Here is a 22,570-nt window from a genome sequence, read left to right on the forward strand (position 1 = left end):
TCCTTGTCCAGTCCCGCCAACGAATGCGGGTGGTTGAAATGACGCGACACCCAAGCGGGAGGCGCTGCCGCCTGATACTCAGGTTTCGCTCGGGAGTAAAGAAGCAACCGGCTCACATGATCATTTGCGCAAGACCGCAAACGGTGTTCCAGTTGCGCATCGTTCCGACGCCAAGCCGCTTGGTCGTCAGCGCCGAAAGCAGTTTTGACTGGCTCGGTTTGCCGGCGAAATCGATCCAGAGGTCGCCGCCGACGACGGCGATGCGTTGCCCTTCCGCCATCAGCGGCTTCAGCGCCTCCACCTTCTCAGGATCGATCGGCAGGCGCATCACCCGGACGATCACTTGGTCGCCGCTGCCGTCCCTGAAGGGGTTGGTGCCGCAGAGCGCCATCCAGGTGCAGTCGCTGCGCACGATGATATCGACATGTTTGCCGAACTTTTCTTCAAAGGCCTCTTCCAGCGCAACCTCGATTTCATGCGGACGCATGTCGTCGGCTTCGAAAACGAGATTGCCTGTTGAAACCAGAGTGCGCGGCTCGCGATAGCCGAGCTCTCTGGCAAGCGCGCGCAACTCTTCCATGATCACCCGGCGACCTGGCGCCAGGACGATGCTGTGCAGCAGGGCGATGAACGTGCTCATGGCCGCCAGAACTCCGCTGCTCCTTCTGGCAAGGTCTGTAGCACCCTGTCGACTGCCGTTTCGTCGACTCGTTTCCGCACGGCCGCCGCCACGTCGCGAATGGCGGTGTCGGGCGAGAAATTGTGGTCACTCCGCAGTGACTGAACTTCGCGAGTCATCGTCCTGCGATCCTCGAAGGGACGTTGGACCTCATCGGGATCCCAGTCGGCGACGAAAATCGCCCGCAGCACCGGCGGCAGCAGCTTGGCAAAGCGGATCGCCTCCTCGATATCAAGCCGTCGGCGAAACGTCTGGACACCCTGGGTCATCGTATAGATCGCATTTCGGCTGTCGATCAGCGTATCGGTGCGGACGTCGTCAAGGTAGGCGTCGAAATCTGAGGATGCACGCCTGTACTCGCCGGGCATCGTCATCATCCTCACCCTCTTTTGCGTCCGGGCGAGAGATACCGCCACGGTGTCCACCAGCGGAAGCCGTCTCCGAGCACTTCCGGAACCGGATCGAGGCCGCTTGTGCCGCCCGGGCCGCAACGGCCCACTCGAAACAGCGTCATCCAGCCGCCGGCCCATAAGCCGTGGCGGGCGATCGACTCGTAACCATATTCCGAGCAGGTCGGGACATGGCGGCAGGCATTGCCGACAAAGCCGGAAAGAGTCAGCTGATAGAGGCGGATAAACCCCATGCCGAGCAGGCGGTCCGGGGTCTTGCGAAACGGTCCGCTATAATTGCGGGAGTAGTGCGCAGTTCTCGCGTGCGCGCGTCTCGATGCGGCCGCGCCGCCATCGTCCTCATCGTCAGCATGCCGGACGCAAGACTCGCACATTTCGGTTACGCCTCGACAACTTCCGCCCGTTTCGCCTCGATCTGCCCGATCGCATCGACGACGGCGTCGAAGGTCAGCATCGTGGAAGCGTGACGAGCCTTGTAGTCCCGCACGGGCAGGAGATAGCGCATGTCTTCGAACCGTCCGCCGGGCCCTGCCCCGTCCGCCTTCAGCATAGCGAGCATGTCCAGTCGCGCCTGCCGCAATTCGCCCGATGTCGCGCCGACGACATGGCGGGCCATGATCGAGGACGAGGCCTGGCCGAGCGCGCAGGCCTTCACGTCATGGGAAAAACCCGTCACGACATCGCCATCCATCTTCAGCCAGATCCGCACCTTGGAGCCGCAAAGCCTGGAATGCGCCTGGGCGGTCGCATCGGCATCATCAAGCATCCCGGTCAACGGAATATTGCCGGCGAATTCGAGGATTTTGCTGTTGTAGATGTCGTCCATGCTGGATTTCCGCTCCAAAATCGCTGCGGATCGGCCTAAATAGGGCTGTCATTGTCGTTGAAACAAAAAACACACCGTGTCATCCGAGGATACTTACATATAATGGCCGTCTTCCTATATGTATGTCGTTCCAAGGCCATGAAAATGCAATGGCCTTGTGTAAGTTTGATTGGGAAACCGTGCCGGATGGGCGCTTGAAATCAGCCCTGAAAGCCCCGGAGCCTGCCAAAGGTGCATGAATTCCCGCATGGGACTGACCAGTGGCGATTCCGACAGATGGGTCCGCGATGCGGGCCAGGAGACCATTGATCATGGACGCCATCGTAAAGAACTTTCCGCAGCCGAACCGTGAATCGGACCGCCCCTCCCAGCAGGAAGCGGAAGAAGCCGTTCGCGTTCTGTTGCGCTGGGCCGGTGACGATCCGACGCGCGAAGGCCTCATCGAGACGCCGGCTCGTGTCGCCAAAGCATACCGCGAGCTTTTCGCCGGTTACGACATGGCGCCGGAAGACGTGCTCGGCCGAACCTTCGAGGAGGTCGCCGGTTACGATGACATGGTCCTCGTCAAGGACATTCCGTTCTACTCGCATTGCGAACACCATATGGTTCCGATCATCGGCAAGGCGCATGTCGCCTACATGCCTGATGGCCGCGTGCTCGGCCTGTCGAAGATTGCCCGTGTCGTCGAGATCTATGGGCGGCGCCTGCAGACCCAGGAAACGATGACCGCGCAGATCGCCCGGGCCATTGACGATACACTTAACCCGCGCGGTGTTGCCGTACTCATCGAGGCCGAACATATGTGCATGGCGATGCGTGGCGTTCAGAAGCAGGGTTCGACCACCTTGACCACGACGTTTACCGGAACGTTCAAGACCGAGCCGGCCGATCAGGCCCGTTTCATGAGCATGGTGCGGAGCCGCTGATACCGGCTCCCTCGGGAGGGCCGCAATGAGTCAACTGATCTTCAATCAACCATCCGAGGACAAGTCGGCGTTGGAAGACGCCGGCGATTTCACGCCGCGTTTCGATGACCGTGGCCTGATCACTGCGATCGTCACCGACGCCGGCGATGGCGAACTGCTGATGGTCGCGCATATGAATGCCCAGGCCTTGGCGTTGACCATCCAGACGGGCACGGCCCATTATTTCAGCCGGTCGCGCGGCAAGATCTGGAAAAAGGGCGAGACCTCGGGCAATCTTCAGACGGTGAAGGAAATTCGCACCGATTGCGATCAGGATGCCATATGGCTGAAGGTCGAGGTCGCCGGCCATGACGCGACCTGTCACACCGGCCGCCGTTCCTGCTTCTATCGAACGGTGACGCTGCGCGACGGAAAGCCGATGCTCGACATCGTCGATGACGAGCGTCATTTCGATCCGCAGGACGTCTACGGAAAATAGACTGAACTATACTCGCATTTGCCCCTTATTGTGCCAGAAACCAGTTCTATATACCATTTGGCAACCGATCGGGCACACTATCAAGACTTACGTGTTCTACTGGAGGGGAGAGCGCAATGCTGAACTGGAGTCTGCACCGTCAAAGCGCTGAAGGCGAAGGTTCCGGTTCTGGCATGGCGACGATACTCGAGACAATCCCTGCGCCCGCGCCTGTCACCAGGATCAAGATCGCGCTCGCTCTTGGCGGCGGCGCGGCCCGCGGCTGGGCCCATATCGGCGTCTTGCGTGCTTTGGACGAAGCAAAGATCGAGATCGGCATGATCGCCGGCACATCGATCGGCGCGCTGGTCGGCGGCTGCTATCTCGCCGGCAAACTCGATGAACTCGAAAGCTTCGCGCGCTCGCTGACCATGCGCCGCATCGCCAGTCTGCTCGATCTGACGATCGGCGGCAGCGGGTTGTTCGGCGGCATGCGGCTGACCAAACGCATGCAGGAGCATCTCGAGGGCCTGAACGTCGAGGATTTGGACCGGCCGTTCGTCGCAGTCGCGGCCGAGGTCAATACCGGCCATGAGGTCTGGATCGCCAATGGTTCGCTGATCACGGCGCTGCGCGCCTCCTATGCGCTACCCGGCATCTTCGAGCCGGTCCGCAGCAATCACCGCACGCTGGTCGACGGCGCGCTGGTGAATCCGGTTCCCGTCTCCGTCTGCCGCGCCTATGAGCAGCCGCTGGTCGTCGCCGTCAATCTCAATTACGATCTCTACGGCCGCTCGGCCGTCGTCCGGCACAATGCCAGCCTCTCGCAGCAGGAAGTGCAGAAACAGGAAGAGGCGCCCTATGCCCGCCTCGGCATGACCGGAGTCATGGTGCAGGCCTTCAACATTATCCAGGACAGAATTGCCCGCGCTCGCCTTGCCGGCGATCCGCCCGACATTTCGCTGCAGCCGCGCCTGAGCTATATCGGCCTCTCGGAATTCCACCGCGCCGGTGAGGCCATCGAGCGGGGCTACGAGGAAGCCAGGGCCAGGCTTCCCGAGATCAAGCGCATGCAGGAAGTCTACGCCAGCGCTCCGTGACGCGTCGCCCCCGACAGGAGCGACAGCACGTTTGAACGAATAGCCGGACCCTCAGCCGGCAATATAGGCCTTGATGTCCTCGGCTTCGCGCTCGACTTCGGCGATCCGGGATTTTACCACGTCGCCGATCGAGATGATGCCGGCAAGCTTGCCGTTGCTTTCCACCGGTACGTGGCGGAAGCGACGGCTGGTCATCAGTTCCATCAGCTCGTTGACGGTCGTCTCCTCGTGGCAACGGTAGACTTTTGAAGTCATCACCTGCGAGAGCGGCTGATCGAGACTCCCCTTGCCGTGTTTGGCGATGGCATGCACGAGATCGCGCTCGGTGAACATGCCGGAAATCCGGTTCTCCATGCCGACGACAACGATGGCGCCGATCTTCTTCTTGCTCAGAATCGCGGCTGCCTCGGCGACGGTGGTGTTCGGCCCGGCGGTGACGACGTCCCTGCCCTTCAGGTCGAGGATTGCTTTGACTGAACTGGTCATTCGAACCTCCTTTGTCGAGCCTGTGACATGTGTCACAGGCATCCGCGACGGCTTCTCCCCCCAATCGCGGATCGTTCGATCGTGCACTGCCCCGCTCAGGATTGCAACATATCCTTCTCCGCTCCCTTCGGTTCTGCAGGCGGCCGTGGCGCCCGGTCGAACAGTGAAAACAAGAGGAAGCCGAAGACGAAGCCGCCAATATGCGCATCCCAGGCGATCTCCTGGTCGCTGTCGCCGACGAGCGGAATGCCGACGGCGATCAGGGCGTTACCGACCAGCCAGAGAAGAATGAAAATGACGACGGTCCGGCTCTTCAGGGCGTCGACGACAGAAAGCCGGGCGTTGAGATGCGCAACCGGCATCGGTCGCCGATCGGCCGGAAAGGCGAATCGGCAGGCGGCCCCCATCAGCCCGGAAATGACGCCCGACGCGCCGATCAGCAGCGATACGTCTCCCCAATTCAGGATCGCGTGCAGGGCGGCGGAAGCGGCGGCGGACAAGATCCAGAAGAACAGGAAGCGTAACGTCCCGATGCGGCGCACGACCGGTGCGCCGAAGGCCATCAGCCAGAAGGCGTTGAAGAGGATATGCTGGGTGCTGCCGTGCAGCAGCGAATAGGTAACGGGCGTCCAGAACAGCTCCAGCCCCTGCTGCGATAGCGGAATCACGTAGCGAGCGGGGACGAAACCGAAGGTAAACAGCAGCCAGCCCGCCGCATCGTCCGATAGAACGAGCGCCTGCACTGCATAGATGAGGATAAGCAGGCATAGGCTGAAGAGCAGCGCCGGCGGAAGGTTGAAGACCGGTACGCGCGGGGGCCGCGCCGGCGGCTCGGCCTCGGAAGGTTCGGGCGCCTTGTCTGGCGCGCCCGTCTGCTCGTTCATCTTTATCGCCTCGTTGAGGCCTCAGCCATACAGGAGGCATGACCAAAAAAAAAGCCGCCCGTAGTGCCGGGCGGCGTAACCCGAATTCCTGGAAAGACCCCGGATCGGCAGATTGTGCTGAACTCCGAAAGTCGGAGCGATGGCTGGACATTGTCACGATAGACACCGCGCCTCAACCGAAACCCTTTCTTAACCTTAACGGCCCGGATCTGGCATGAAATCCGCAAGGTAGAAGCTGTACGGGCAATGACTGCCCGAAAATGCTCCGGAATGGGACAGGTTGGTGTGAAATGCGTGTGCAAACGACCATCGAAATTTTTGACTACTGGAACCGTATCCGTGGCGCTGCCGATGCGCCGCTGAAATCACAGGTTGAACCCTCTGCCGTTCCCCATCTTCTGCAAAGTCTCTTTATCCTTGAGACGCGCGACGACGGAGACATCGTTTTCCGGCTCGCCGGCACCCGCATCTGCGATTTCTTCGGGCGCGACCTGCGCGGTGAACATTTTTCATCCCTCTGGGCGCATGGCCAGCATGCGGACATCGAACGCACGGCGATGGGCGTCATGGACCATGCCATGCCGGCCCTGTTCAACACCACCGGCTACAGCACCGTCGGTCATCAGGCCTCCTTCGAGATCATCATGATGCCGCTGCGCTCGTCTAACGGCGCCTGCGACCGGCTGCTCGGCGCGATCGCTCCGACAGCGGCTGCGAGCTGGCTGGAGATCGTGCCGCTGGAATTCCTGGCGCTCGACCGCAGCCGTCTGCTGTCCGAAAAATTCAGCAAGGCCACGCCGACCGAACTGCGCTCGATCAACGAGGTCGTCGCGGCAAAAGGCATCGGATTCGGCCAGGCCATGCGCCGCATGGTGTCACAGCTGCTGAGCGCCGAGGCGCGTTAAAGCGTCTCGTTTCGGGACACGGCGCGCACTCGTTTTCGGCTATGTCACAATGGGTCGAAACAACCTTCTGTTAATGGATTGGAGGTAAGGATTAATCTCTCCAGTTTTCATGAAGAAGCCCTTTGATGCACTCGTTCCAGCCAGCTCAGACGCAACGACCTGCGCCGCGCCCTGAACAAGGCGTTTTCCAGCGTGTGCCGATCAATATGCAGGGCCGGCTGATGCTTGCGAATTACGAGGAATTCGAATGCATGGTGATCGACATGTCGCCCGGCGACATGTACGTCACCTGCTCCGGCCGGCCGCGCGCCAACGAACGCGTCGTCGCCTATATCGATCATCTCGGGCGGGTTGAAGGTTACGTCCAGACACTCGACGGCCGCGGATTCACCATGTCGATCAACGCCACCGAGCGCAAGCGCGAGAAGCTCGCCGCCCAGCTCACCTGGCTTGCCAACAAGCACGAGCTCGGCCTGCCGGAAGATCGTCGCCACGACCGTCTGACGCCGCGTGATACGAAGACCGAACTCACGCTCGAGGATGGCACGCGCTATACCTGCCGGATCATGGACCTGTCGCTGTCCGGCGCCGCCATTGACGTCGAAATGCGTCCCTCGATCGGAACGGCGGTGCGCCTCGGCAACATGCGCGGCCGCGTCGTGCGTCACTTCGTCGAAGGCGTGGCGATCGAATTTCTGTCGATCCAGTCCCGCGAGACGCTGCGCGAATTCCTCTGACAGCCTGAAAAAACCGATGCCCTGCCGCGAGCCTTTGTGGCGGGTCCATTGATGACGGACAGCTCCGAAAGCGTTTGTCAAATCGGAGCCGCACCGGGTCTGTCGTGCACCGGCTCAGGTTGTGTTGAAACGCACAAGCCTCCCCGCAAGCGATCTACAAGCGGGCAGCAAATCCGGCTTTGGAAGATTGGCGCGAATCCTGTCGCAAGTCCTTCCAACCAGTAAGCACATAAAGTTATGAGTGGAACAACCTGCGACATTGTTCGCCCGGAGCAGGTCGCGTGAAATCGGGCAGGATTGTTTTGGCGGCAATTCCCGTCCTGTCATCCGTCCTCCCTTCGCCATGGATATGATGGATAAGCCTATCTCGACCGCAGGTGCACCGATGCTAGCCCTCTATCCGGAAATCGAACCATACGATCACGGCCTACTCGATACGGGCGATGGAAACCTGATCTATTGGGAAGCCTGCGGCAACCCGATGGGGCGGCCGGCGCTCGTCCTGCACGGCGGGCCGGGTTCAGGCTGTTCGACCGCGGCGCGCCGGCAGTTCGATCCGGACGCCTACCGGATCATCCTTTTCGACCAGCGCAATTGCGGCCGAAGCCTGCCGAGTGCAGCCGATCCCGAAACCGATCTCTCCTGCAATACGACCTGGCATCTCGTCGCCGATATCGAAAGGCTGCGGCTCTTCCTAGGCATCGAGAGCTGGCTGCTGTTCGGTAACTCCTGGGGCTCGACGCTGGCGCTCGCCTATGCCGAATCGCATCCACAGTGCGTCAGGGCGATTGTCATATCGGGCGTGACCACCACGCGGCGATCGGAAATCCACTGGCTTTGCCGCGGCATGGCGCCGCTTTTTCCGGAAGAATGGCACCGCTTCCGTCAGGGAATCCCGTCCAGCACGCCAGGGCTGGACGACGACATGGCCAGCGCCTATCACCACCTCCTCAACGATCCGGACTCTGAGACGCGTCTCAAGGCGGCGCGAGACTGGCATGATTGGGAAGCAGCCTCGATCCTGCTCGCCGGGGAAGGACTGCCGCGCCGCTGGGCCGATCCGGCTTATGTGCTGACACGCGCCCGCATCATCACCCACTACTTCGTCAACAGTGCCTGGCTGGAGGATGGCGTGCTCCTGAAGAACGCCGCGCGGCTTGCCTACATTCCCGGCATCCTGCTGCAGGGGCGGTTCGACGTCGTGGCGCCGCTCGTCACCGCCAGGGAACTGGCCCGCGCCTGGCCACAAAGCGAACTCGTAATCCTTCCGCACGCTTCCCATTCCACCGCAGGCCCCGATATGAGCGCAGCAATCGTCGCCGCCACCGATCGATTTCGCGATCTTTCTAAAAAATAATTTTAGTGCCGGACGCCGGAATCCGAGCGATATTATGCTTTCGGCCCATTCCAACCGACCGATTCCACCGGTATCGCCGCCGCAAACATCCCGTCGCAGCGCCGCCGGCACTTATCCGGCCCAGCGAAAACTCTTAACGCCGCGACGGCTGCGCAGGCTGTCCGTGGACGAAGTCCTTGTCGCGTCCATTACAATTTTAATCGATTTCGCCACAAATACGCACTGAATTTTATTCGCATTCGAGCCAAGTTTTATTGGCATTTGATTCAACTAAGCATTTAATTATATTGCGTAATTTTGCGCGAGGTAAAAACGTCCGTGTCATTGTCGCCTCAACTTAGGGGAGACGGCAATGACAACTGCGAACATCCTGAAAGGCGGCCTGCTGGCCGGTGCGATCATGATGGCAATGGCGAGCTCGGGACAGGCAACGCCCGCCAGCATGGCACTGGCAGGCAATGCCAGCCCGCCGATCGGACATTATGAATTCTGCAAGGCCAATCCGACGGAATGCGCCTATGCCGGCGGCGATGCCGGGCCGGCCGTCCTCACGGAGGACCGCTGGAAGGAAATTCTCAAGGTCAACTACACCGTCAATTCGTCGATTCAGCCGGAGACGGACGAACAAATCTACGGTGTCGAGGAACGCTGGGCCTATCCCACAACCGTGGGCGATTGCGAAGACTATGCCCTGCTGAAGCGCAAGATGTTGATCGAGGACGGCTTCTCGCCATCCGACACGCTGATCACCGTCGTGCTGCAGCCGAACGGCGAAGGCCATGCCGTGCTGACGGTCCGCACCGATCACGGCGACTTCATTCTCGACAACATGCGCAACAAGGTGCTGCTGTGGTCGGACACCGAATACACCTATCTGAAGCGCCAGTCCGCAAGCGATCCGGCCCGCTGGTCGAAGCTTCAGGACGGCCGCGCTGTCGCGGTCGGCAGCGTCAGGTAAGCCGGCCCGCCGGCAAAGCCGGCACAGGTTTCGGCCCGGTCAGTCCCCGCATCCCGTCCCCGACCGGTGCCCAAGAGCCGTTCCCGCTGTCCCGGGAACGGCTCACTCCTTTTTGGGACAGGGTCCATCCCGGCACAACCGCGACCCGAAATCTTAGCGAAGTATTAACCCTGCCGGTTCGATCATCGCGATAAGATTCATCATCGGCACCGGCGGCTCATGTTCTTCCTGCGGCGGACCGAAACGCGAAGAACCGCCATGAGCCAAGCCGCCCAAAGCGCACCCGACGAGCAGCCGCTTCTTTCGAGGAGGTTTCTCCTGCGCACGATGACCGCGATCGCCCTTCTGGCGGTCCTGACCGTCGCCATCAGCATCGCCGGCCGTTGGTTCGGCCGGCACATCTCCCTTGCCGGCAACACCGACAGCACGGCTGAAATCACGCTGACCATTGGCCGCGACACAGTGAAATTCCCCGAAAATACCATCCGCTTCCCGAGCCAGAGGCATGACGGCGTCGCCGAGCGCGTCGATCTTTACCTCGCCTGGCCCTCCATGCAGGGTTACGGCAAGGACAATCATCTGCGGTTCGACGATATCGGCCAATCCTCCGGCCTCATCTTCCTACAGATCGCCCAGAGCACCATGTCGCGCGATATGTCCGGCCGGCTGGAGCCGATCTATTCGCATCTGATCGAAGGAGCAGCCGAGCCTTTCCGGGACGGATTGACACTCCATCGACTTCGCGCCGACGCCGGTTACGGCGGAGAAGTGCTGCTCACGGCACCGGTCACAGGCGGGCCGGACTACGTCGTGCGCTGCATCTTGCCTTCAACTCCGGACAAGGCTGCAAGCGGAGATTGTCAACGCGACATCAAGGTCGGCAAGGATCTCAGCGTCCTCTACCGCTTCTCCAGCAGCCATCTCGCCGACTGGGAACATATTGATGCCGCGATCCGCCTCTTTGTGGAGCCGCGTCTTGTGAACCGATCTGTGACAGGTCCCTAAAATGCCGGCGGAGAAGGCATGAAACGATTCATCATAAACGGATTGGTAACGCTGAATCGGTAATTTCAAAAGACGAGCTGTGCGGCGGGGGGTGTGCGGTTCCTGCCCAATATCTGAAATGCAAAGCGAAGAGTGGAATAGTGTCAAGGTCAGTCTCCTCCGTATCATCGTCCCGGTCCGGCAGCTTTTTCGCAAAGCTCCTGGCGATCCTTTCGATGGCTCTCACGGTCGTCCTGGTTGATTCGGTCAATGCCGACGCGGAGGCGGCCAATCCGAAATATGCGGGCATTGTGGTCGACGCCAAGACCGGCAACGTTCTCTACAGCGAGAATGCCGATCGGCTGCAATACCCAGCTTCTTTGACCAAGATGATGACCCTTTATATGACCTTCGAGGCCTTGGAACAGGGTCGCATCCGCCTCGATACACCGGTTCCCTTCTCCGCTCATGCGGCCGCCCAGGCGCCGACCAAGCTTGGCGTGCGCGCCGGCGGCACAATCACCGTCGAGCAGGGTATCCTCGGTCTCGTCACTCTGTCGGCCAATGATGCGGCAACCGCGCTTGGCGAGATGCTCGGCGGCAGCGAAGACCGCTTCGCCCAGATGATGACCGCCAAGGCGCATGCGCTCGGCATGACGCGCACCACCTATCGAAACGCCAACGGCCTGCCGAATACGGCGCAGATGACGACGGCGCGCGACCAGGCCCGCCTCGGCATCGCCCTTCGCCAGCATTTCCCGCAATATTACGGCTATTTTTCCACCCGCGCCTTCAAGTTCGGCACCCGCACGATCCGCAGCCACAACCGGCTGGTCGGCTCCGTGCGCGGCGTCGACGGCATCAAGACCGGTTATACCCGCGCCGCCGGCTTCAACCTTGTGAGTTCGGTGCAAGTGGACGGCAAGTCGATCGTCAGCGTCGTGCTCGGCGGCACTTCCGGGTCGGCTCGCGACGCCCAGATGCGCAACCTGATCGCCACCTACCTGCCGAAGGCGTCGAGCCGCGGCGGAAATTCGGCGCTGGTGGCCCAGACAGCCCCCGCCCCTGAAATGATCGAAACCCCCGCTCCGGTTCAGTCGCAGAAGGCCCGGCAGCAGGTCGCTTCACAGCAGGTTGCCCCCCAGCAGGTCGCAAAGACGATCACCGCGGCGCAGCCGCCGGTTTCTGCCGCTGCAGCCGATCTCAGCCTGCCGCATAAGGGTCCGCTGCCGGATGCGCGCGAGGTGGCCGAGACCGAGGTTGCCTATACCGAAACATCGGCGACGAAGTCCGACAACCCGCTGGTCGCCCAGACGATGCCGGCGCCGACCAGGGTCAAGACCACGAGCTTCAAGCAGCAGGCTCCGGTGGCCGCACCGGCTGCCCAGGACGACGCCGCCGTCGACCACGTCACGACCGCTTCGACCAGCAGCACCCCGGCAAGCGCCGCGCCTGCGGGCTGGGTCGTGCAGGTCGGCGTCTCGCCGAGCCGCCAGATGGCCATGGACCTCCTGGAGAGCGCCAAGAGCAAGGGCGGCAAGGCGCTGGCCTCGGCAAAGCCCTTCGCCGTCGCCTACGGCGCTGGCAATGACCAGGTCTACCGCGCCCGTTTCGGCGGCTTTGACGATCAGCGCGATGCGGTCAACGCCTGCAAGGCCTTGAAGAAGGCCGGCATCAAGTGCTGGGCAGCCGCACAATGAGCTATTCGGTGCTGCCTGCGACATGGTGGGCGGCATCCCTAACGGCCGGAATCGGTGTTTGCGTTTCCGGCCACCGGTTTTGAACTCGATCAGTAGTGCGTACGGGGAAAACAATGGCGATCAATGAGAATGTTCCGGGAATGCCAGGCGACCGCCGCGGCGGGGGCAAAGGGCGTTCACCCCTGCATCCGCTGCACGAAGCGGCTCTGCGACTTGCCGAAATCGGTCTGCAACGACCGAGGGCGAAGTCTGCCAAGACCCGGGATCTCATCAATCTGCTGCTTTGTCATGGCGCGCGCGCCTGGCGCTATTCGCAGCCGGAAGCCCGAATTCATCTGCATGTGACGTCGCCGGACGGCAGCGCCCCGGTGCAACTGCGTCTGCGCTGAAATCCACACGCCGTTGTCCGAAACCGGCATTTAGGGCGATAAAATTAGAGCAGGCCGAGCTCTGTCAGCTCGCGGCGCAGCTCCGCGGGCATTTCGGCGATCCCGGCGCCCAAGCTCGTCAGATCGGGCGGCGCGTCGTCCTGCGTATAGTAGCGCCAGCCCTGGAAGGGCCGCTTCGGCTGCACCGCGGTTTCGACGACCTCCGGGCCGAGCATCAGGCGGCAGCGTGAAATTCCTTCATCGTCGGTGAACGTTTCGATGTCGAGCAGCCTCTGCCTCGCCTGCACCTGTCCCTTGATCACCCAATAGAGCGAGCCGCCGTCGAGAAGCTCCTCCATGCGTTTGGGCACCATGCGCGTCGTGTGAACCGAATGCGGTTCGAGCCCGGCGGCTATGGCGCGCAGCGAGCGCTCCGCCACCCATTCGCGCAGATCGTCGATCGAGTCGGCGCCGACACAGAGTTTGATGAGATGCAATGCCATGCCGCCGTTGAAATCCTTTTGGCGGCGGGCGTCAAGTGTGAAGCTATGGAGTTCGCACGCTCAGCATTCGACGACGTTGACGGCCAGGCCGCCGGTCGAAGTTTCCTTGTATTTCTCGCTCATGTCGTGGCCGGTCTGGCGCATCGTCTCGATACAGGCGTCGAGCGGCACGAAATGCTGGCCGTCGCCCTTGACGGCAAGCGATGCCGCCGTGACGGCCTTGACGGCGCCAAGCGCGTTGCGCTCGATACAGGGAACCTGCACGAGGCCTGCGACAGGATCGCAGGTCATGCCGAGATGATGTTCGAGCGCGATCTCGGCGGCATTTTCGATCTGCTCCGGCGTACCGCCCATTACGGCCGCAAGGCCCGCAGCCGCCATCGCCGCGGCCGAGCCGACCTCGCCCTGACAGCCGACCTCGGCGCCGGAGATCGAGGCATTGTGCTTGATGATCCCGCCGATCGCCGCAGCCGTCAGCAGGTAATCGCGGATGCCGTTCTGGTCCCAGTCCTCGTGGAAATGCTCGTAGTAGCGGATCGTTGCCGGAATGACGCCGGCCGCGCCGTTGGTCGGCGCGGTGACGACGCGCCCGCCCGCCGCATTCTCCTCGTTGACGGCCATTGCATAAACGCTGAGCCAATCATTGGCGAGCAGCGGATTGACGCGGTTGCTGCGCCATTCCTCCTGCAGCTTATCGTGGATGCGGCGGGCACGGCGCTTGACGTTGAGGCCGCCGGGCATGACACCTTCGACCTTGAGGCCGCGCTCGATGCAGGAACGCATTGCTTCCCAGATGCGGTCGAGCCCCTGATCGAGCTCTTCACGGCTGCGCTGACTCTCCTCATTCGCCCGCTTCATCTGCGCGATCGAAAGCCCCGAGCGCTCCGCCATCTCCAGCATCTGCTTGGCGGTCGAGAAGGGATATGGCACGCGCACGCCGCCCGTCGCATTCTTTTTCGCCCGCATCTGCTCCAGCTCGGTGTCGGTAACGACGAAGCCGCCGCCGACCGAGTAATAGATGCGCTTGAGGAGCAGCCGGCCGTCCTTGTCAAATGCGGAAAAGATCATGCCGTTGGCATGACCTGGCAGCGGCTGTTTCTTGTCGAAGATCAGATCGGTCTTCGGCTGAAATTGGTAGGCCGGATGGCCCGCAGGCGTGATGCGGCCGGTGCGCTCCACGGTATCGATGATGCCGTCCATCCTGTCGGGATCGACCCTGTCGGGCGCTTCGCCCATCAGTCCGAGAATGACAGCCCTGCCCGTGCCATGACCGATCCCGGTATGGGCGAGCGAGCCATGCAGGCTGACCTTGATCGCGACGACCTGAGCGCCCGATGACGGGCGCGGCCATTCGTTCGACAGGATCAGGTCGAGAAAACGATTGGCGGCCGACATCGGCCCCATCGTGTGCGAGCTCGACGGTCCGACACCGATCTTGAACACGTCGAATACCGATAAAAACATGGATGCGCCTTCTGAACACTGGAATGCGAATTTAAACCCCGCCGGTTTCGGATCCCAGCGGCGAACCGACATCGCATGGAGTCGGTGCGACATTTCACACTAACGCAGCGCTCGGAAAATCGGAATCGCTTTTCATAGCGCTATATCGTTCCGGGCACGCCCTGCCGGTCATTGCAGCATCGCGGCGCATATGTAAGGTGGCCGCATTCATGCGGAGACTGAATCGTTGATGACGACGGCGGATTATATCGCTCTGGCCTTCTTTGCCTGTGTCTGGGTGGGTTATTCCTGGCTGTTGAAGGGCCGCACCTTCTTCGGCCGCACCAGCCTGACCCACGCGATGACCGAACGGCGGCGGGAGTGGATCTATAATTCGCTGCGCCGCGACCTGAAAATGATCGACACGCAGATCATGGCCGGACTGCAGAACGGCACGGCCTTTTTCGCCTCAACCTCGATTTTCGCGATGGGCAGCTGCTTCGCGCTGCTCGGCGCAACGGAGAAGGTCGACGCCGTCTTTGCCGACCTGCCCTTCGTGCTCCATGGCGGCCACGCCGCCTTCGAGATGAAGGTCGGTGGCCTGGCGGCGCTTTTCGGCTATGCCTTCTTCAAGTTCGGCTGGTCCTATCGGCTGTTCAATTACTGCACCATCCTCTTCGGGTCCATCCCGATGATGCGCGAAGCCGAGAGCGACATCATCGCCGCCGAGCGGGCCGCCGAGCGCGTCATCCGCATGAATGTCATCGCCGGCAGCAATTTCAACGAGGGTCTCAGGGCAATCTTCCTGTCGATCGGCTATCTCGGCTGGTTCATCAATCCTTACGTCTTCATGCTGACGACGGCGACCGTCATCTTCGTGCTGACCCGGCGACAGTTCTTTTCGCAGGCGCGGCTGGCGATCATGGATGCGGGCTCGCCATCAAATCTCCACCTTTCTGCTATTCGCCGCGACACGCCGTCGAACGACGGAAATGATTTGACCGGGGGACTTTGATGACAATGCCGGCAATGCAGGCCGACGGGGTGGCAAGACCGCCGCGCATCGGCCTATTGGATACGGCGCGCGGCGTCGCATTGATTGCTATGGCGAGCTACCATTTCACCTGGGACATGGAGTTCATGGCCTATCTGGCGCCGGGCACGGCCGAAACCGGCTGGCTGAAGATCTATGCCCGGGCGATCGCCACGACCTTTCTCTTCATCGTCGGCATCAGCCTGGTGCTCTCCAGCACGCCAACAATTCGCTGGCCGTCCTTCTGGAAACGTTTCGGCATGATTGCCGCGGCGGCTGCGGTCATTTCGATCGCCACCCGCATCGCGATGCCGGACACGTGGATCTATTTCGGCATCCTGCATTGTATCGCGGTGCTCACGCTCATCGGCGTCGTTTTTGTCAGATTGCCGCTCGCCTTCACGCTCCTCGTCACAGTCGCGCTCCTTGCCGCCTGGATTCTCGATAATTTCGGCACACCGGGCCTTCTGCGCTCATCCTTCTTCGATCCGAGATATCTCGCCTGGATCGGGCTTGCCGAAACGCCGCAACGCTCTAACGATTATGTGCCGCTGTTTCCCTGGGCTACGCCGTTTTTCGTGGGCTTGAGCAGCGCCTTTATTGCCATCAGAACCAGGCTGCCGCATCGGCTCGCGGCCATCGGCACAGGCTCCTGGTGGCCGGCGAAGCTTGGCCGCCACAGCCTTGCCTTCTACCTCGTTCATCAGCCGGTGCTGATCGCGATCGCTTACGGACTTTCCCTTGTCGTCCCGCCGCCGCAGCCGGATCCGGTCGAAACTTACCTTAGGCAATGCAACTCCGCTTGCGTCCTGCAGCAAGGCGAAGCCCTCTGCCGCAGCTTCTGCCAGTGCACGCTCGACAGATTGCAGGCTCAGGCGCTGCTGACACCGCTGCAGGCGGGCAAGATCGATCTGCAGAGCGATGAGCGAGTCCAGACGATCGCCGGCGAATGCAGCGCCGAGGCGCAATAAGGGTTCGGCGCCACCCTGCGGCAAGTCTCAGGTGGTAACGCCGATTTCGGCAAGGCGGCCGAGGCAGGCCTCTTCGATATTATCGAGTTCCGTCAGCGTATCGTCTATGTCCTTGCGCTTCTGGCGCAGGTCCTCACGCTTCTCGTCGACGCGCTTCATCAGAAGTTTCAGCTGGCCGAGCTCGCCCGGCGGCTCCTTGTAGACCTGGATGATCTCGCGGATTTCCGCGATGGTGAAACCGATCCGCCGCCCGCGCAGGATTTCTCCAATGAGCCGTCGGTCCGCCGGCCGGAAGAGGCGCGTGCGCCCTCGCCGCTCCGGATGGATCAGTCCCTCGTCTTCGTAGAAGCGGAGCGTGCGCGTCGATACTCCAAATTCGCGCGTCAGCTCCGTTATGCTATAATATTTGTTCACCGGCATGTGTTCCCCGTCCTCGAACCGGCAATAATATTGACTTTTACGTAATAGTCAATTTCGGCGAACCGTCAGATGCCGAACCACCAGGTGGCAATGCCGAGAAAGGCGAAGAATCCGGTGCAGTCGGTCACCGTCGTGACGAACACCGACGAGGCGATCGCCGGGTCGGCACCCACCTTGTCGAGCAGTAGCGGCAGCAGAATGCCGGCAAGCGCGGCCGCCATCAAATTGATGATCATCGCCGCCGCGATCACCCCGCCAAGCTGATAGTCATGAAACCAGATGCCGGCGATCGCGCCCATGATCGTCGCAAAGACAGCGCCGTTGAGAAGGCCGACGCCGGCCTCCCTGCGGATGATGCGGCCGGCATTGTAAATGTCGAGATCGCGAGTGGCGAGCGCGCGCACCGTCACCGTCATCGTCTGCGTGCCGGCATTGCCGCCCATCGAGGCGACGATCGGCATCAGCACCGCAAGCGCGATCATTTTCTCGATCGAGGCGTCGAACAGGCCGATGACGCTCGCCGACAGCATCGCCGTGCCGAGATTGATCAGAAGCCAGAGGAAACGCGAGCGCGCCGTCGAGATCACGTTGTCCGACAGTTCTTCGTCGCCGACGCCGCCGAGGCGCTTGATGTCCTCGTCCGCCTCTTCGTGGATGACGTCGACGACGTCGTCGATGGTCAGCACGCCAACCAGCCGGCCGTTCTCGTCAACGACGGCAGCAGACAGAAGGTCGTACTGTTCGAAGAGCTGGGCGGCCTCCTCCTGGTCCATCTCGGCGGGAACCGGATGATTGGTTTCCCGCATGATCTGCTCGATCTTCGTCTGCCGCTTGGTGCGCAGGATCTGATCGAGATCGACGGCGCCAAGCAGCTTGAAGGTCGGATCGATGACGAAGATCTGTGAGAAGGAATAGGGCAGATCCTCCTCGTCGCGCATATAGTCGATCGTCTGGCCCACCGTCCAGAATGGCGGCACGGCGACGAACTCGGTCTGCATGCGGCGTCCGGCCGAGCTTTCCGGATAGTCGAGCGCCCGGCGCAGCCGCACCCGCTCGGTAAACGGCATCTGGGCGAGGATTTCTTCCCGGTCCTCCTTGTCGAGGTCTTCGAGAATGTAAACAGCATCGTCCGAGTCGAGCTCGCCGATGGCGGCCGCGATCTGCTCGTTCGGCATCTGGTCGACGATTTCGCGGCGAATTGCCTCGTCGACCTCGGTCAGCGCCGTCATGTCGAAATCTTCGCCGAGCAGCCGCACCAGCGCCAGGCGCTGATCCGGCTGGATCGATTCGAGCAGGTCGCCTATCTCGGATTCATGCAGGCGGGCGACATTCCCGCGCAGGAACAGCGTGTCGCGATCGGCGATCGCCGCACCGACGAGCGCCAGGAAATCGCCGCGGACATTGCCGTCCTCGTCGTAGATATCCGCTTCCTCGTCATCGCGCCGGCGAATGCGGTCTTCCGTGTCGGTCGTCGTCATCTGCCGCCCTCGCACCTGGTTCGAATTTCAACGACTGCCGCACAGCATTCGCAAATGTCGGCCGAAAACACATTGTCAACAAGCGGATAAGCGAATCCCGCGCGAGGCTCCCGCGGTCGGAATTCTTGGCCCCTGCTAGCTCAAAGCATCCTTGTCGTAAAGCGCCAACCGTGCTTCGTGATGACAATGTCTGCGGCCGGCGATAGTTTCCCGCCGCTCAAAGAGAGGGGAGCCCGCTTCATGCCCATCCGTCCGATCCTGCGCTATCCGCATCCGGGCCTACAGACCCTCTGCAAACCGGTGACTGCCTTCGATGCGTCGCTGCCCGCGCTTGCCGACGACCTGCTGGCGACCATGCGCGCAGCCCCCGGCATCGGCATCACCGCCGCCCATATCGGCGTCTTCCTCCGCGTGACGGTGCTAGAGCTCGATCGGGCCGACGGCGTGCGCCTCTACGTCAATCCGCAGATTATCTGGAGGTCGCAGGAGACGATGAACCATGCCGAGGGCAGCGTCTCCATGCCCGGCGCGATCGAAGAGGTCACACGCCCACGGGCGATCCGCTTTCGCTATCAGGATGCCGGCGGCATCTTGCATGAGGAGGCCGCCGAAGGTTTCCTCGCCATCTGTGTCCAACACGAGGTGGACCAGCTCGACGGCATCTTCTGGCTGCAGCGGCTTTCGCGGCTGAAACGCGAACGCCTCGTCAAAAAATGGGAGAAAACCCAAGACTGACAAAACGCCCGCCATACCGAACCATTCGCCTCTGTCGGCGTTGTCCCGAGAGAAACTAGGAGCGACTATAATGGCAAGGATCGGTGACAAGACCCCGATTTCACGCGAGGCCCCCGAGCTTTCCCGTGAAGAAGATTATCGCGACCTCGAAGAACGCAATCTCGATGACGGCTGGCCCTATGCCGATGGCACCCCTGGCAGCGACCCGGCAAACCGTCCGTATGGCGAGACTGCCGCAAATTTCGACAGCGATCCCAACCCAGGTTTCCGAGTCGATGGCACAGACCAAGACGGCAACGAGAAACGCCTCAAGGATTCGTTACGCGCCGGTATGATCGATCGCGACGAAAGCGACGAGCTCGAGGCGCGGGTGAACGACGCTCTCGAAAACATTCCCGAAGTCGATATCAACAGTATCGAGGTTCATGCCGACGGTCATGTCATCACCCTCGAAGGCTCGGTCGAGACCATCGGCATTGCCCGCAAGGTCGAGCTCGGCGCGCTCTCGGTCGACGGCGTTCACCATGTCCGCAACAAGCTGCAGCTGACCGGGGTTGACGCGCATATCCCGAACGAAGACTGAAAAGACCCGCATCAACGACCCGCCAGGAGGCGGCGACCCGCCAGGAGGCGGCGCACCGCCTCCTATTCGTTCCGGACATTACCAAAAGTTAACAATTTCCGATTGTAGCAGGAGCAAGTAGCTTGCAGTCTATTTTGTTCGGCGACTGCCGTAACGGAAACGTCAAATTCGTTAACAACACCGTGATTTCATTTGAACAAAAGGCAATGAAGCGACCGGCTTCAGTTCACAATATTGCCGCAATTGACGCGCGAAATCTTCTCCGCCGGGGATGGTTTATGTTGTTCAATGCAACAACAGATTGAGGAGAAGAACCATGCGCATCAAATTTGCCCTCGCCGCATCCCTGTTTGCCGTCAGCCTTGCAGGCTCTGCCTTCGCTCAGCCGACTTATTCCGATGATTATACCAACGACAGTGATGGCTTTGCGCCCTCCAAGATGGCGCCGCCTGCCCCCGTGCACTATAGTAACAACCACAAGGCTCCGGCCTATTCCAGCGATTACACCAATGACAGCGACGGCTTCGCCCCGGTTGCCATGACGAAACCGGCGATCGACAGGACCGCGACCGCAAGCATCAAGCCCCTCCCCCCGTGCCATAGCATGGTCGGCCCGAGCGGCTCCCATACGAAAGGTGCCGACAGCGGCGCCTCGCGCACAGAAGCCTGCCGCGCAACGCATTGATCCGATAAATAAGGGGCCGGAGAATCGGCCCCTTCATTCTAAACAGGGATCTGGCTGGCTTCAGAACACCAATGGAACGAGCCGGTAACGGGTCGTAGCCATGAAGGCCGCGTAAACAGGATCCTCCCTGAGCAGGCGCTCTTCCGCAAGAAGGCGTAGACACTGTGCGGCAAGTGCCGTGGCATAAATGACAAAATTCCAAAAGCTCGGATGGGCCAGGAAGAAGCCGACATGCGTCAGCAGATAACCTGCGTACATCGGATGGCGGATCAACCTGTAGGGCCCGCCGATTTTCACGCCGCGATTTGCCGGCACCAGGCCGAAGCTTCGCCGCAATACCAGCTTTGCCGATATCTGCAGCAGGAAACCCAGCAACATTGCCAGAAAACAGAACCAGAGCGGTGCGAACGGCACCGCTGCCGAAGGCCTGACCAGCAGCGGGAAGAGCGTCCCGATCGCGGTGACCGACCAGTCGAAGAGGCGCAAAGATGCGTTCCGAGTCGGCCGGCGCGTCAGGATCAGAAAGGCGGCGGCTCCTTCCGAAATCAGCAACAAACAGTCAATGATCGCCCGATTGTCCTGCATCTGGGGCATGACACGCATAACGATCGCAACGAAGAGATAGCCCAGGAGCACCTTCTCGATAATGTCGAGGACGAAATATGTATCGAGGAATGACCAGCCTGCCGCCTCTTTCTTTTCCATCATCCCCAAGACTTCCGCAGATATGAAATTGTAGCGTCTTATGTATTCGTCGAAACTAATAATAGGTTAAACCACCGCCCAACATCTCGCAGTTCGAGCGAGTCGCCCGAAGAGCCGAATCGTTTTTCGCATGGTTTGCTCAATGCCCTTATGCTTTGCCGATCCTTTGCAGAAACGGCAGCGATCATAGCCACGGGCTGATCAAGGGATGCCGAAATTATCGCTCGGCGAACGTTTCCCTGATAGGGATGGTGCGGTCGAGAAGACTCGAACTTCCACGGGTTGCCCCACAGCGACCTCAACGCTGCGCGTCTACCAATTCCGCCACGACCGCATCGTGGTAGGTGCCGATTTGCTTCGGCGGGGCAGCATGTAGCAAAAGCATTTGGGGTACACAAGGGCGATATGACAGTTTTTTTGAAAACCTTTCACGGCATTTGAATTGGCCCGAAAACGGGTCCATATAGGTCTCCTGCCGCCCCTGTTTCGTCAGGCATTTGGGACAGGCGGCAAGGAATGGCCATGCTTCGCACCGATCTCGAATTCTCCATGCTCCCGAAACTCGGCACCCGCCCGGTGCGCTGGCGCATCGCCGATGGACTCGTTGCCTATGAGGCGGCGGTGGAGACGATGGAGCGCGAGGTGGCGGCGATCGGAGAAGGCGGCGACGAGCTTGTCTGGCTCGTGGAACATCCGCCGCTCTATACTGCCGGCACCAGCGCCAATGCGGGCGACCTCGTCCAGCCGGATCGCTTTCCGGTCTTTGCGACGGGACGCGGCGGTGAATATACCTATCACGGACCCGGTCAGCGCGTCGCCTATGTCATGCTCGACCTGAAGCGCAGGCGCCAGGATGTACGCGCCTTTGTCGCCGCGCTCGAGGAGGTCGTCATCCGTACGCTCGACATGATGAACGTGCGCGGCGAGCGCCGCGAGGATCGTGTCGGCGTCTGGGTTCGCCGCCCGGAAAAGCCGTTGCTGTCAGACGGCACGATGGCTGAAGACAAGATTGCCGCCCTCGGCATCCGGCTGCGCAAATGGGTGACCTTCCACGGCCTGTCGCTCAACGTCGATCCCGATCTCGATCATTTCAGCGGCATCGTGCCCTGCGGGATATCTGCCTATGGCGTCACAAGCCTCGTCGATCTCGGCCTTCCCCTCATGATGGCGGATGTGGACATCCGGCTGCGCGCCGCTTTCGAGACGGTTTTTGGTGAAACGGTCAATGACGCCTGAC

The 22,570-nt window shown here is 61.1% G+C and carries 27 protein-coding genes and 1 tRNA gene; 16 read left to right on the forward strand and 12 right to left on the reverse strand.

Going from position 1 to position 22,570, the window contains the following annotated elements; genetic code table 11:
- Window positions 1–112: 112 nt before the first annotated feature.
- The 4 genes from PH551_RS15875 to PH551_RS15890 are packed head-to-tail and all read right to left on the reverse strand — an operon-like array spanning window position 113 to window position 1,915.
- Window positions 113–640 (reverse strand): DUF1697 domain-containing protein, encoded by a 528-nt coding sequence (locus tag PH551_RS15875; protein ID WP_285193704.1) that lies wholly within the window; start codon window positions 638–640, stop codon window positions 113–115.
- The gene (locus PH551_RS15880) at window positions 637–1,062 is read right to left on the reverse strand and encodes a DUF2267 domain-containing protein (RefSeq protein ID WP_285193705.1); all 426 of its coding nucleotides are present in this window, start codon (window positions 1,060–1,062) and stop codon (window positions 637–639) included. Before PH551_RS15880 ends, PH551_RS15875 begins: the two co-directional genes overlap by 4 nt.
- Window positions 1,059–1,463: a membrane protein insertion efficiency factor YidD gene (gene yidD / locus PH551_RS15885; protein WP_285193706.1), complete on the reverse strand. Its 405-nt coding sequence runs from the start codon at window positions 1,461–1,463 to the stop codon at window positions 1,059–1,061. Before yidD ends, PH551_RS15880 begins: the two co-directional genes overlap by 4 nt.
- A 5-nt stretch (window positions 1,464–1,468) precedes the next feature.
- Window positions 1,469–1,915 (reverse strand): iron-sulfur cluster assembly scaffold protein, encoded by a 447-nt coding sequence (locus PH551_RS15890; protein ID WP_183700406.1) that lies wholly within the window; start codon window positions 1,913–1,915, stop codon window positions 1,469–1,471.
- Between the two features lie 311 nt (window positions 1,916–2,226).
- Between PH551_RS15890 and folE the strand changes: the two genes are divergently transcribed.
- From folE to PH551_RS15905, 3 genes are all read left to right on the forward strand, one after another.
- The gene (folE, locus tag PH551_RS15895) at window positions 2,227–2,841 is read left to right on the forward strand and encodes a GTP cyclohydrolase I FolE (protein WP_097599323.1); all 615 of its coding nucleotides are present in this window, start codon (window positions 2,227–2,229) and stop codon (window positions 2,839–2,841) included.
- 25 nt (window positions 2,842–2,866) lie between these two features.
- Window positions 2,867–3,319 carry a phosphoribosyl-AMP cyclohydrolase gene (hisI, locus tag PH551_RS15900; RefSeq protein ID WP_085778238.1) on the forward strand — a complete coding sequence of 151 codons (453 nt, stop codon included), beginning with the start codon at window positions 2,867–2,869 and terminating at the stop codon, window positions 3,317–3,319.
- 116 nt (window positions 3,320–3,435) lie between these two features.
- A complete protein-coding gene (locus PH551_RS15905; RefSeq protein ID WP_085778239.1) occupies window positions 3,436–4,398 on the forward strand; it encodes a patatin-like phospholipase family protein in 963 nt (320 codons plus the stop codon).
- Between the two features lie 51 nt (window positions 4,399–4,449).
- On the opposite strand, the gene PH551_RS15910 is transcribed toward PH551_RS15905, so the two are convergent.
- Both PH551_RS15910 and PH551_RS15915 read right to left on the reverse strand, forming a co-directional pair.
- Window positions 4,450–4,884: a CBS domain-containing protein gene (locus tag PH551_RS15910; RefSeq protein WP_085778240.1), complete on the reverse strand. Its 435-nt coding sequence runs from the start codon at window positions 4,882–4,884 to the stop codon at window positions 4,450–4,452.
- A gap of 95 nt (window positions 4,885–4,979) precedes the next feature.
- The gene (locus PH551_RS15915) at window positions 4,980–5,768 is read right to left on the reverse strand and encodes a rhomboid family intramembrane serine protease (RefSeq protein WP_285193707.1); all 789 of its coding nucleotides are present in this window, start codon (window positions 5,766–5,768) and stop codon (window positions 4,980–4,982) included.
- A 260-nt stretch (window positions 5,769–6,028) separates the two neighbouring features.
- On the opposite strand from PH551_RS15915, the gene PH551_RS15920 reads away from it, so the two are divergent.
- The 7 genes from PH551_RS15920 (at window position 6,029) to PH551_RS15950 (ending at window position 12,798) form a co-directional block, all read left to right on the forward strand.
- Window positions 6,029–6,673, forward strand: a complete 645-nt coding sequence (locus PH551_RS15920; protein WP_285193708.1) for a PAS domain-containing protein — start codon at window positions 6,029–6,031, stop codon at window positions 6,671–6,673.
- Window positions 6,674–6,798: 125 nt separating this feature from the next.
- Window positions 6,799–7,410, forward strand: coding sequence for a PilZ domain-containing protein (locus PH551_RS15925; protein WP_085778243.1), 612 nt, complete (start codon window positions 6,799–6,801; stop codon window positions 7,408–7,410).
- 385 nt (window positions 7,411–7,795) lie between these two features.
- A complete protein-coding gene (gene pip, locus PH551_RS15930) occupies window positions 7,796–8,767 on the forward strand; it encodes a prolyl aminopeptidase (RefSeq protein WP_285193709.1) in 972 nt (323 codons plus the stop codon).
- 352 nt (window positions 8,768–9,119) lie between these two features.
- Window positions 9,120–9,725, forward strand: a complete 606-nt coding sequence (locus PH551_RS15935) for a transglutaminase-like cysteine peptidase (RefSeq protein WP_285193710.1) — start codon at window positions 9,120–9,122, stop codon at window positions 9,723–9,725.
- Window positions 9,726–9,944: 219 nt separating this feature from the next.
- On the forward strand, window positions 9,945–10,730 hold the full coding sequence (locus PH551_RS15940; RefSeq protein ID WP_285193711.1) for a hypothetical protein: 786 nt from the start codon (window positions 9,945–9,947) through the stop codon (window positions 10,728–10,730).
- Between the two features lie 140 nt (window positions 10,731–10,870).
- Window positions 10,871–12,409 (forward strand): serine hydrolase, encoded by a 1,539-nt coding sequence (locus tag PH551_RS15945; protein WP_285193712.1) that lies wholly within the window; start codon window positions 10,871–10,873, stop codon window positions 12,407–12,409.
- A gap of 113 nt (window positions 12,410–12,522) precedes the next feature.
- A complete protein-coding gene (locus PH551_RS15950) occupies window positions 12,523–12,798 on the forward strand; it encodes a hypothetical protein (protein ID WP_285193713.1) in 276 nt (91 codons plus the stop codon).
- Window positions 12,799–12,842: 44 nt separating this feature from the next.
- Here PH551_RS15950 and PH551_RS15955 read toward each other — a convergent pair whose 3' ends face one another.
- A complete protein-coding gene (locus PH551_RS15955) occupies window positions 12,843–13,280 on the reverse strand; it encodes a DUF1489 family protein (protein WP_285193714.1) in 438 nt (145 codons plus the stop codon).
- 60 nt (window positions 13,281–13,340) lie between these two features.
- On the reverse strand, window positions 13,341–14,744 hold the full coding sequence (locus PH551_RS15960) for an L-serine ammonia-lyase (protein WP_285193715.1): 1,404 nt from the start codon (window positions 14,742–14,744) through the stop codon (window positions 13,341–13,343).
- Between the two features lie 229 nt (window positions 14,745–14,973).
- Here PH551_RS15960 and PH551_RS15965 point away from each other — a divergent pair, with 229 nt between their 5' ends.
- The gene (locus tag PH551_RS15965) at window positions 14,974–15,738 is read left to right on the forward strand and encodes a DUF599 domain-containing protein (RefSeq protein ID WP_285193716.1); all 765 of its coding nucleotides are present in this window, start codon (window positions 14,974–14,976) and stop codon (window positions 15,736–15,738) included.
- Window positions 15,738–16,727 (forward strand): heparan-alpha-glucosaminide N-acetyltransferase, encoded by a 990-nt coding sequence (locus PH551_RS15970; protein ID WP_285193717.1) that lies wholly within the window; start codon window positions 15,738–15,740, stop codon window positions 16,725–16,727. Before PH551_RS15965 ends, PH551_RS15970 begins: the two co-directional genes overlap by 1 nt.
- A 27-nt stretch (window positions 16,728–16,754) precedes the next feature.
- Here the strand turns inward: PH551_RS15970 and PH551_RS15975 are convergent, their stop codons facing one another.
- Window positions 16,755–17,147, reverse strand: coding sequence for a MerR family transcriptional regulator (locus PH551_RS15975; protein WP_011425479.1), 393 nt, complete (start codon window positions 17,145–17,147; stop codon window positions 16,755–16,757).
- Window positions 17,148–17,212: 65 nt separating this feature from the next.
- A complete protein-coding gene (gene mgtE, locus PH551_RS15980) occupies window positions 17,213–18,625 on the reverse strand; it encodes a magnesium transporter (RefSeq protein ID WP_085778252.1) in 1,413 nt (470 codons plus the stop codon).
- Window positions 18,626–18,865: 240 nt separating this feature from the next.
- Between mgtE and PH551_RS15985 the strand changes: the two genes are divergently transcribed.
- The 3 genes from PH551_RS15985 to PH551_RS15995 all read left to right on the forward strand — a co-directional run bounded on the left by PH551_RS15985 (window position 18,866) and on the right by PH551_RS15995 (window position 20,628).
- Window positions 18,866–19,360, forward strand: coding sequence for a peptide deformylase (locus tag PH551_RS15985; protein WP_285193718.1), 495 nt, complete (start codon window positions 18,866–18,868; stop codon window positions 19,358–19,360).
- A 70-nt stretch (window positions 19,361–19,430) separates the two neighbouring features.
- Window positions 19,431–19,943, forward strand: coding sequence for a BON domain-containing protein (locus PH551_RS15990; protein ID WP_285193719.1), 513 nt, complete (start codon window positions 19,431–19,433; stop codon window positions 19,941–19,943).
- Between the two features lie 316 nt (window positions 19,944–20,259).
- A complete protein-coding gene (locus PH551_RS15995) occupies window positions 20,260–20,628 on the forward strand; it encodes a hypothetical protein (protein WP_097599309.1) in 369 nt (122 codons plus the stop codon).
- Between the two features lie 60 nt (window positions 20,629–20,688).
- On the opposite strand, the gene PH551_RS16000 is transcribed toward PH551_RS15995, so the two are convergent.
- Together PH551_RS16000 and PH551_RS16005 are read right to left on the reverse strand one after the other, a co-directional pair.
- On the reverse strand, window positions 20,689–21,333 hold the full coding sequence (locus PH551_RS16000) for a methyltransferase family protein (RefSeq protein WP_285193850.1): 645 nt from the start codon (window positions 21,331–21,333) through the stop codon (window positions 20,689–20,691).
- Between the two features lie 249 nt (window positions 21,334–21,582).
- A tRNA-Leu gene (locus tag PH551_RS16005) sits at window positions 21,583–21,667 on the reverse strand.
- 182 nt (window positions 21,668–21,849) lie between these two features.
- On the opposite strand from PH551_RS16005, the gene lipB reads away from it, so the two are divergent.
- The gene (gene lipB, locus PH551_RS16010) at window positions 21,850–22,569 is read left to right on the forward strand and encodes a lipoyl(octanoyl) transferase LipB (protein WP_097599308.1); all 720 of its coding nucleotides are present in this window, start codon (window positions 21,850–21,852) and stop codon (window positions 22,567–22,569) included.
- The last annotated feature ends 1 nt before the right edge of the window (window position 22,570 follow it).

The organism is Rhizobium atlanticum (genome assembly GCF_030182485.1).
In the GTDB taxonomy this organism is placed as follows: domain Bacteria; phylum Pseudomonadota; class Alphaproteobacteria; order Rhizobiales; family Rhizobiaceae; genus Rhizobium.

Bases quoted from the DNA above. Each gene is read 5' to 3' on its own strand.
- PH551_RS15990 (WP_285193719.1), top strand. From the start codon at position 19,431: ATGGCAAGGATCGGTGACAAGACCCCGATTTCACGCGAGGCCCCCGAG.
- pip (WP_285193709.1), top strand. From the start codon at position 7,796: ATGCTAGCCCTCTATCCGGAAATCGAACCATACGATCACGGCCTACTC.
- PH551_RS15975 (WP_011425479.1), bottom strand. From the start codon at position 17,147: ATGCCGGTGAACAAATATTATAGCATAACGGAGCTGACGCGCGAATTT.
- PH551_RS15920 (WP_285193708.1), top strand. From the start codon at position 6,029: ATGCTCCGGAATGGGACAGGTTGGTGTGAAATGCGTGTGCAAACGACC.
- PH551_RS15940 (WP_285193711.1), top strand. From the start codon at position 9,945: ATGTTCTTCCTGCGGCGGACCGAAACGCGAAGAACCGCCATGAGCCAA.
- PH551_RS15890 (WP_183700406.1), bottom strand. From the start codon at position 1,915: ATGGACGACATCTACAACAGCAAAATCCTCGAATTCGCCGGCAATATT.
- PH551_RS15950 (WP_285193713.1), top strand. From the start codon at position 12,523: ATGGCGATCAATGAGAATGTTCCGGGAATGCCAGGCGACCGCCGCGGC.
- PH551_RS15965 (WP_285193716.1), top strand. From the start codon at position 14,974: ATGACGACGGCGGATTATATCGCTCTGGCCTTCTTTGCCTGTGTCTGG.
- hisI (WP_085778238.1), top strand. From the start codon at position 2,867: ATGAGTCAACTGATCTTCAATCAACCATCCGAGGACAAGTCGGCGTTG.
- PH551_RS15970 (WP_285193717.1), top strand. From the start codon at position 15,738: ATGACAATGCCGGCAATGCAGGCCGACGGGGTGGCAAGACCGCCGCGC.
- PH551_RS15875 (WP_285193704.1), bottom strand. From the start codon at position 640: ATGAGCACGTTCATCGCCCTGCTGCACAGCATCGTCCTGGCGCCAGGT.
- PH551_RS15910 (WP_085778240.1), bottom strand. From the start codon at position 4,884: ATGACCAGTTCAGTCAAAGCAATCCTCGACCTGAAGGGCAGGGACGTC.
- PH551_RS15995 (WP_097599309.1), top strand. From the start codon at position 20,260: ATGCGCATCAAATTTGCCCTCGCCGCATCCCTGTTTGCCGTCAGCCTT.
- lipB (WP_097599308.1), top strand. From the start codon at position 21,850: ATGGCCATGCTTCGCACCGATCTCGAATTCTCCATGCTCCCGAAACTC.
- PH551_RS15935 (WP_285193710.1), top strand. From the start codon at position 9,120: ATGACAACTGCGAACATCCTGAAAGGCGGCCTGCTGGCCGGTGCGATC.
- folE (WP_097599323.1), top strand. From the start codon at position 2,227: ATGGACGCCATCGTAAAGAACTTTCCGCAGCCGAACCGTGAATCGGAC.
- mgtE (WP_085778252.1), bottom strand. From the start codon at position 18,625: ATGACGACGACCGACACGGAAGACCGCATTCGCCGGCGCGATGACGAG.
- PH551_RS16000 (WP_285193850.1), bottom strand. From the start codon at position 21,333: ATGGAAAAGAAAGAGGCGGCAGGCTGGTCATTCCTCGATACATATTTC.
- PH551_RS15915 (WP_285193707.1), bottom strand. From the start codon at position 5,768: ATGAACGAGCAGACGGGCGCGCCAGACAAGGCGCCCGAACCTTCCGAG.
- PH551_RS15955 (WP_285193714.1), bottom strand. From the start codon at position 13,280: ATGGCATTGCATCTCATCAAACTCTGTGTCGGCGCCGACTCGATCGAC.
- PH551_RS15905 (WP_085778239.1), top strand. From the start codon at position 3,436: ATGCTGAACTGGAGTCTGCACCGTCAAAGCGCTGAAGGCGAAGGTTCC.
- PH551_RS15960 (WP_285193715.1), bottom strand. From the start codon at position 14,744: ATGTTTTTATCGGTATTCGACGTGTTCAAGATCGGTGTCGGACCGTCG.
- PH551_RS15925 (WP_085778243.1), top strand. From the start codon at position 6,799: ATGCACTCGTTCCAGCCAGCTCAGACGCAACGACCTGCGCCGCGCCCT.
- PH551_RS15985 (WP_285193718.1), top strand. From the start codon at position 18,866: ATGCCCATCCGTCCGATCCTGCGCTATCCGCATCCGGGCCTACAGACC.
- yidD (WP_285193706.1), bottom strand. From the start codon at position 1,463: ATGTGCGAGTCTTGCGTCCGGCATGCTGACGATGAGGACGATGGCGGC.